Origin of the sequence: Marinobacterium zhoushanense, assembly GCF_014641945.1 — a bacterium.
Classification (GTDB): domain Bacteria; phylum Pseudomonadota; class Gammaproteobacteria; order Pseudomonadales; family Balneatricaceae; genus Marinobacterium_D; species Marinobacterium_D zhoushanense.
The window spans coordinates 446430-453129 of the sequence record NZ_BMIJ01000001.1 but is presented as its reverse complement, the minus strand read 5'-3'; the positions used below and the strand labels follow the sequence as shown (position 1 = coordinate 453129).

Genomic DNA, 6700 nt, shown 5'->3' with positions numbered 1-6700 from the left:
CGAAGGCGGCATCCTGAACGACCCGATCCTGCTGCGTCTGGAAGAAAACCGCTTCTGGATCTCCCTGGCGGACAGCGACATTCTGCTCTGGGCGCAGGGCGTGGCGGTCAATTCTGGTCTGGATGTACAGATCCGCGAGCCGGACGTGTCTCCGCTTCAGCTGCAGGGTCCGAAGTCCGGCGAGATCATGAAGGCGCTGTTCGGTGACAGCATCACCGATCTTCGCTACTACTGGCTGCGCGAATATGACCTCGACGGCATTCCGCTGATCGTCTCCCGCACCGGCTGGTCCAGCGAGCTGGGTTATGAGCTCTATCTGCAGGACTCCTCCAAGGGTGACGAGCTGTGGGAAAAGATCATGGCGGCGGGTGCGCCCTTTGGACTCAAGCCGGGGCATACATCGTCCATTCGCCGTATCGAAGGCGGCATGCTGTCCTACCATGCCGATATGGACATCAACACCAACCCCTACGAGCTGGGCCTGGATCGACTGGTTGAACTGGATATGGAAGCCGAGTTCATCGGCAAGGCGGCTCTCAAGCGTATCCGTGAACAGGGTGTATCCCGCAAGCAGGTTGGTCTGGTGATCGACGGTGCGGCGCTGTCGGGGCCGAACACCCGGTTCTGGTCCGTGGAAAAAGAGGGTCATTCCGTGGGCAAGGTCACCTCGGCCATCTTTTCTCCGCGTCTGGAGAAGAATATCGCGCTGGCGATGGTGAGCGCGGAGTGTGCGGAAGTTGGCATGACCCTGGAAGTGGATATGCCGAACGGGAAGCGGACCGCCACTGTCGTGGAAAGACCGTTCTTTGATCCCAACAAGAAAATCGCGGCGGCTTGATAGTCGCCAGCAAAAAGCACGGTGATAGCAGGCTATCACCGCAGGCTCTTCCAGGTGCACAGGATCTGGCCAGCGCCGCCAATACAGGCGGCTGAGACAGATTTTACGGGTGCCGTGATGCCCAAAGGGCAAACGGACACCTCCTGTGCCAAGGGACGCTCATCGCAACTATAAAAACAGAGCCTGGCCGAGCGCCAGCAGACAGGAGATATTGTATGGGGCTGTTCTCTTTTCTTCGTAAATCCCCGGATGCCAGCAAAGAGGGGCAGGGTCCCCTTCTACTGGAAAACATCCTTCGCGGTTACTCGATCGAGGTCATGCCGCGGACTGCTGAGAAGGTGGAGAGTTTTCGTGACATCCTGCCTGCAGGAACCCGTGTCTATATAGCCCATATCGACGGCACGCCGATTGAGGATATGGTGCGGACCGCTCGTCGCTTGGCCGACGAAGGCTTCCCCGTAATGCCGCATTTTCCTGCCCGTGGGATCAAGGACCGTGCTGAACTGGCAAACTGGATCGAGCTATATCAGGGCGAGGCGGGCGTAAAACAGGCGCTGCTCCTGGGGGGAGGGCTCAGCACTCCGGCTGGCGAATTCGAAAGCTCTATTCAGCTGATCGAGACCGGGCTGTTTAACGACTTCGAGCATCTGCACGTTGCCGGCCATCCTGAGGGAAACCGCGATATCGATCCCGATGGCTCTGACAGGCTGGTCATGCAAGCGCTGAAATGGAAGCGGGCGTTTTCCGAGCGCACCGATGCGAAGTTGGCGATCACGACCCAGTTCTGTTTCGAGGCTGCACCGGTGATCGCTTGGGCCGACCGGCTGGCAGAGGAGGGGATAGATCTGCCCATCCATATGGGCCTGGCCGGACCGGCCAAGCTGCAGACGCTGATGAAATATGCGTTGTCTTGCGGTGTGGGACCCAGCATGCGGGTACTACAACGCCGGGCCAAGGATGTATCCAAGCTGATTATGCCCTACGAGCCGACCGATATATTACTTGAACTCGCGGCTCATAAAGAGCGCCACCCGCACTTCGGCGTTGAGCAGGTGCATTTCTTCCCGCTGGGGGGAATTACCGCCAATGCAAATTGGATAACCGAGCATGGCGGGGCTTCAGGCCGGCCCGCTTCGGCAGCGTAACGCCAGTAAAGACAAACGGTACCGGAACCCCTTACCAGACACCTGTTTGTTTTTTCTTGGCTGGGCAATCGCAGTTTTTGAAGAGCTGTATAACTAAAACAACAACGAATATAAGCGCGCCGACCGTGCAGGTTGTTAACCTTTGTCAGGTGGTACGCGAATTGAGAAGGAGACAGACATGACTGCTCGGATTATCGACGGTAAGGCGTTCGCAGCAATACTACGTGAGAGTGTTGCTGAGCATGTTGCGCACCTCAAACAGACAAAAGGGATTACTCCCGGCCTTGCCGTTGTGCTGGTAGGAGATGATCCCGCATCCCAGGTCTATGTCCGCTCGAAAGGAAAGCAGACCGTTGAGGTCGGCATGCACTCCTACGAATACAAGTTGCCTGCCGATACCTCCGAATACGACCTATTGGCGCTGATTGAACAGCTCAATTACGATCTGTCGGTACACGGCATCCTCGTCCAGCTTCCCTTGCCGAAGCATATTGACGAAGCGTTGGTGATCAATGCGATTGATCCAGCCAAGGATGTGGATGGCTTTCATATCTCTAATGCAGGCCTGCTAGCCACCGGACAGAAGGCTATGGTGCCTTGCACCCCTTTGGGATGTCTCATGATGCTGCGCGAGTATTGCGGCAACCTGTCAGGGTTGAATGCGGTGGTGATCGGACGATCCAACATCGTCGGTAAACCCATGGCGCAGTTGCTGCTGCGGGAAAGCTGCACAGTAACCGTGGCCCATTCGCGCACGAAAAATCTGCCGGAGATCCTGCGAGAAGCCGATATTGTCGTTGCTGCGGTCGGCAGGCCTCTTTTCGTCCAATCCTACTGGCTCAAGGAGGGGGCAACCGTGATTGACGTGGGCATTAATCGCATTGACCAGGCAGACGGTACCACGCGACTGGTCGGCGATGTGGACTACGACACCGCCAAAGAGGTTGCTGGCGCGATCACCCCGGTACCCGGCGGCGTGGGGCCGATGACCATTGCTTGTCTGCTGGCGAACACAGTTACCGCATGCTGTCGCGCGCATTCCCTTCCCGAACCTAAACGTCTGACCATCTAATTGATGGATAAACGAGATATGCAGGCACTCTAAACCCGATCATTAGAGTCCTGCCTATCATCCTGTAGTGTGAAATAACCTCAGGTCAGGACCATCCTGGCTGGACCGATGATCGCCCCGGGATTGCAGGAGGCTTAATTAGGCTGCAGCCTAACGCTCCCGTCCCACACTGGCTGGCTATCCGCCCGCCCTTACCTCCACAGATGCCTGGATCTGGACGATACTGAGCCCCAGGGCGCCATGTCGTGTGGATAGCTACCCCTCAGCATTGCAGCGGAATGGCCGATAACTCAAGCGCTGGTGGGTATAATTACGAATCGACATAACAGGCGACGCCGACGACCATTTTTCTGTTCGGCCGCTTCCTCTGACGCTATACTCGCTTATCGCCGCTCGTGCGAACGCTTGGTTGGTGCTAAACCTACAAAACAGGCGGGTTGTACTTGGAGATTAGGCAAGATGCTGGCCTTCTGTTACTAACAAACTCACCATGGCTGCAGTTCACCCGTTTGCGTTAGCCGTTTGAAAATTGAAGATCTTCATCTGGGCAACTAAACTCCTGCCTATAGGATGCTATTTGTAGCGTTAAAAATATGAAAAAAGTCGCGCTAGATGCTATGGATGTCCGAATTTTGAGTGCTGTTCAGCAGCATGGACAAATAAGTAAGAATCAGCTTGCTGAATTGGTTAATCTTTCGCCAACACCCTGCTGGCTACGACTTACCAAACTCAAAAATGCGGGTCTTATAACGGGTTATAGAGGACAGGTCGCTGTTGATAAAATTATCGACATAACCAAGGTTTTTGTAACTGTTTCACTAAAGGCGCATAAAAAGTCAGATTTTGATCGGTTCGAAAAACGTATTCAGAGCATTGACGAAATAGTTGAATGCTGCGCGACTGGTGGTGGTTGTGACTATGTGCTCAAGGTCATAACAACCAGCCTGTTCAATTTTCAGGCGTTAATAGAGCAGTTACTTGACGAAGATATCGGAATCGATCGCTATTATATTTATATGGTAACCAAGGATGTTAAATCAACCTCGCTTAGTTTGTCGAAGCTGATGGAAATTAAGAATCGTACGAGCGAATAAGTATTACGTCCTATCGCTGTTTGGTTCAAGCCGAAGCGATAAGTATTTCGGATCGACGCCATTAAAAAAGCCGGCACAAAGCCGGCTTTTTTCTAAAGACGCACTAACGTATTTCCGTTTTGAGACCTTTATAAAGGCTCAAACACATCAGTGTTAGCACCAGAGTAAATGGCAGCCCGGTCGTGATCGCACCGGCTTGCAGTGCTGTTAACGCCTCGGTGCCGCCACCGACCAGCAGCACGGCCGCGATAATACCCACCAGAGTCGCCCAGAACAGGCGCTGCAGCATGGGGGCGTCGGTTTTGCCGCCGGAGGTGATGCTGTCGATGACCAGTGAGCCGGAGTCCGCCGAGGTAATGAAGAACACCAGTACCAGCATGACGGCAACGAAGGACATCAGCATAGTCAGCGGCAGGTTCTCGAACATCTGGAACATAGCCAGTGAAACATCGCTGATGCCGCCCGCCAGAGCGCCGACACCAGCCTGAGCCTGCTCCAGCGCAGTACCGCCGAACACGCCCATCCAGACCAGGGTCACCAGGGTTGGAACCAGCAGCACGGCAGTCATGAATTCGCGCACGGTACGGCCTCTGGAAACGCGGGCGATAAACATGCCGACGAACGGCGACCAGGACACCCACCAGGCCCAGTAGAATACAGTCCAGCCATGGTACCAGGTGCCGTCTTCACGACCGACCCAGTTACTCAGCGGCACGATGTTTTCGGCATAGCTACCCAGGATGGAGCCCATTGAACGGACAATGTCCAGCGTCGGGCCGAGCACGATAACCAGCGCGACCAGTCCGGCAGCGATGATCATGTTGATGTTGCTGAGTAGCTTGACGCCACCATTGAGACCACGTGCTACGGAAAGCAGTGCCACGCTGGTCACACCGGCGATAACCACGATTTGAGTGGTGATATTGTTTTCAATGCCAAATAGGTAGTTCAGGCCTCCGGCCGCCTGTTGCGCGCCAAGTCCCAGAGAGGTTGCCAGACCGAAGATAGTTGCCAGTACCGCCAGAATGTCGATAAGGTGCCCGATTGGTCCCCAGCAGCGCTCCCCCAGCAGCGGGTAGAAGGCCGAGCGCAGTGTCATCGGCAGACCCTTGTTATAGGCGAAGAACGCCAGCGCCAGCGCGACGACACCGTAGATCGCCCAGGGGTGTAGACCCCAGTGGAACATGGTGGCACCTAGCGCCATTGAAGCACCCTCTGGCGTCTTGGCTGCCGCATTCAGCGGCGTGCCGTACCAATCGGTGTAATAGGCAACCGGTTCGGCAACACTCCAGAACATCAGGCCAATACCCATACCAGCGGCAAACAGCATCGAGAACCAGGATACTGTGGAGAACTCAGGACGAGCGGAAGTACCGCCGAGGCGGATCCGGCCGATCGGTAGCGCAATCATGGCCAGGCAGAAAATAACGAAGGCGTTAGCGCCAATCATGAACAGCCAGTCAAAGTTTTCGATCGACCAGCTGCGCGCGCCTGTCAGGGCAACCTTAGCTTCGGCGGGAAACAGCAGCGTTCCGATAATGAAAAGCAGAATCAGACCGGCGCTTACGCCAAAAACAGGGTTATGAATGTCCATACCCATAACCTGAACGTTATCCTGCCCTACGGTATAGTCCGTATCGTAGTATCCCGTTTCTTCGTCGAGGCCCATATTGCGTTCGGTTGGCAATATGGTGCGTTGAGCGGTTTGGTTCATTATATAAATCCTGTTTGTTTTTATTCTCACAGTGCCGAAATAAATCCGACAACTGATCGTAGAAAGAGTGGCGTTTACTGTAAAACGACGTTTTCTAAGCAGGTTGATTAGCACCGTTAGTGCTGAATAATCACGCTGTGAATTATTTTTGGAGGTGAGCTTCTGAAGCAAAGACTAATGAGCCGATAGAGCGCTTGAATGCTATATCGGCTCGGGAGTGCGCATGGTTATCGCCAGGTGATAGTGGCAAATCAGTTGATAAGAGAGAGGAATTCGGCGCGTGTGGCGCCGCTTTTGCGGAATTGCCCCAGCATCATCGACGTCGTCATCAAGCCATTCTGTTTTTCCACACCTCGCATCATCATGCACATGTGTTGTGCTTCGACCACGACGCCGACGCCGGCCGCGCCGGTAACCTCCATTATGCAGTCCGCAATCTGTTTGGTGAGGTTCTCCTGAATCTGCAGGCGGCGAGCAAAGAGGTCAACAATACGCGCTATCTTGGACAGTCCGATCACCTTTCCGGACGGGATGTAGGCGACATGGCACTTACCAATAAAGGGCAGCAGGTGGTGTTCGCACAATGAATAGAGCTCGATATTTTTAACGATCACCATTTCGCTGTTGTCGGACTCGAACAGAGCACCGTTGACAACCTCTTCCAGACTTGTCCGGTAGCCGCTGGTCAGATACTCCAACGCCTTCGCTGCACGTGCCGGGGTATCGACCAGACCTTCGCGATCAGGATTCTCGCCAATGGTACGAATAATGGAGGTAAACATCTCTTTCAAGGGCTTCACCAAAGAGTCTATAGGAAGAGTTTGCGAACGAGCCTGT

Annotated in this window: 6 protein-coding genes; 4 read left to right on the top strand and 2 right to left on the bottom strand. The window is 54.5% G+C overall.

Annotation, left to right across the window (positions count from 1 at the left end):
- The 4 genes from IEX40_RS02140 to IEX40_RS02125 form a co-directional block, all read left to right on the top strand.
- The coding region (locus IEX40_RS02140; RefSeq protein ID WP_188745450.1) for a glycine cleavage T C-terminal barrel domain-containing protein at nt 1-838 on the top strand (838 nt) is incomplete at its 5' end.
- A gap of 215 nt (nt 839-1053) precedes the next feature.
- On the top strand, nt 1054-1983 hold the full coding sequence (locus tag IEX40_RS02135; RefSeq protein ID WP_229680486.1) for a methylenetetrahydrofolate reductase: 930 nt from the start codon (nt 1054-1056) through the stop codon (nt 1981-1983).
- Nucleotides 1984-2161: 178 nt separating this feature from the next.
- The gene (gene folD, locus IEX40_RS02130) at nt 2162-3055 is read left to right on the top strand and encodes a bifunctional methylenetetrahydrofolate dehydrogenase/methenyltetrahydrofolate cyclohydrolase FolD (protein WP_188745449.1); all 894 of its coding nucleotides are present in this window, start codon (nt 2162-2164) and stop codon (nt 3053-3055) included.
- Nucleotides 3056-3648: 593 nt separating this feature from the next.
- Nucleotides 3649-4149: an Lrp/AsnC family transcriptional regulator gene (locus IEX40_RS02125; protein ID WP_188745448.1), complete on the top strand. Its 501-nt coding sequence runs from the start codon at nt 3649-3651 to the stop codon at nt 4147-4149.
- A gap of 103 nt (nt 4150-4252) precedes the next feature.
- On the opposite strand, the gene IEX40_RS02120 is transcribed toward IEX40_RS02125, so the two are convergent.
- Both IEX40_RS02120 and folE read right to left on the bottom strand, forming a co-directional pair.
- Entirely contained in the window at nt 4253-5818 is a 1566-nt protein-coding gene (locus tag IEX40_RS02120) for a BCCT family transporter (RefSeq protein WP_229680559.1), read from the bottom strand.
- Nucleotides 5819-6114: 296 nt separating this feature from the next.
- The gene (gene folE / locus IEX40_RS02115; protein ID WP_188745850.1) at nt 6115-6645 is read right to left on the bottom strand and encodes a GTP cyclohydrolase I FolE; all 531 of its coding nucleotides are present in this window, start codon (nt 6643-6645) and stop codon (nt 6115-6117) included.
- Nucleotides 6646-6700: the final 55 nt, after the last annotated feature.

Bases quoted from the DNA above. Each gene is read 5' to 3' on its own strand.
- IEX40_RS02120 (WP_229680559.1), bottom strand. From the start codon at position 5,818: ATGGGCCTCGACGAAGAAACGGGATACTACGATACGGACTATACCGTA.
- IEX40_RS02125 (WP_188745448.1), top strand. From the start codon at position 3,649: ATGAAAAAAGTCGCGCTAGATGCTATGGATGTCCGAATTTTGAGTGCT.
- folD (WP_188745449.1), top strand. From the start codon at position 2,162: ATGACTGCTCGGATTATCGACGGTAAGGCGTTCGCAGCAATACTACGT.
- IEX40_RS02135 (WP_229680486.1), top strand. From the start codon at position 1,054: ATGGGGCTGTTCTCTTTTCTTCGTAAATCCCCGGATGCCAGCAAAGAG.
- folE (WP_188745850.1), bottom strand. From the start codon at position 6,645: ATGTTTACCTCCATTATTCGTACCATTGGCGAGAATCCTGATCGCGAA.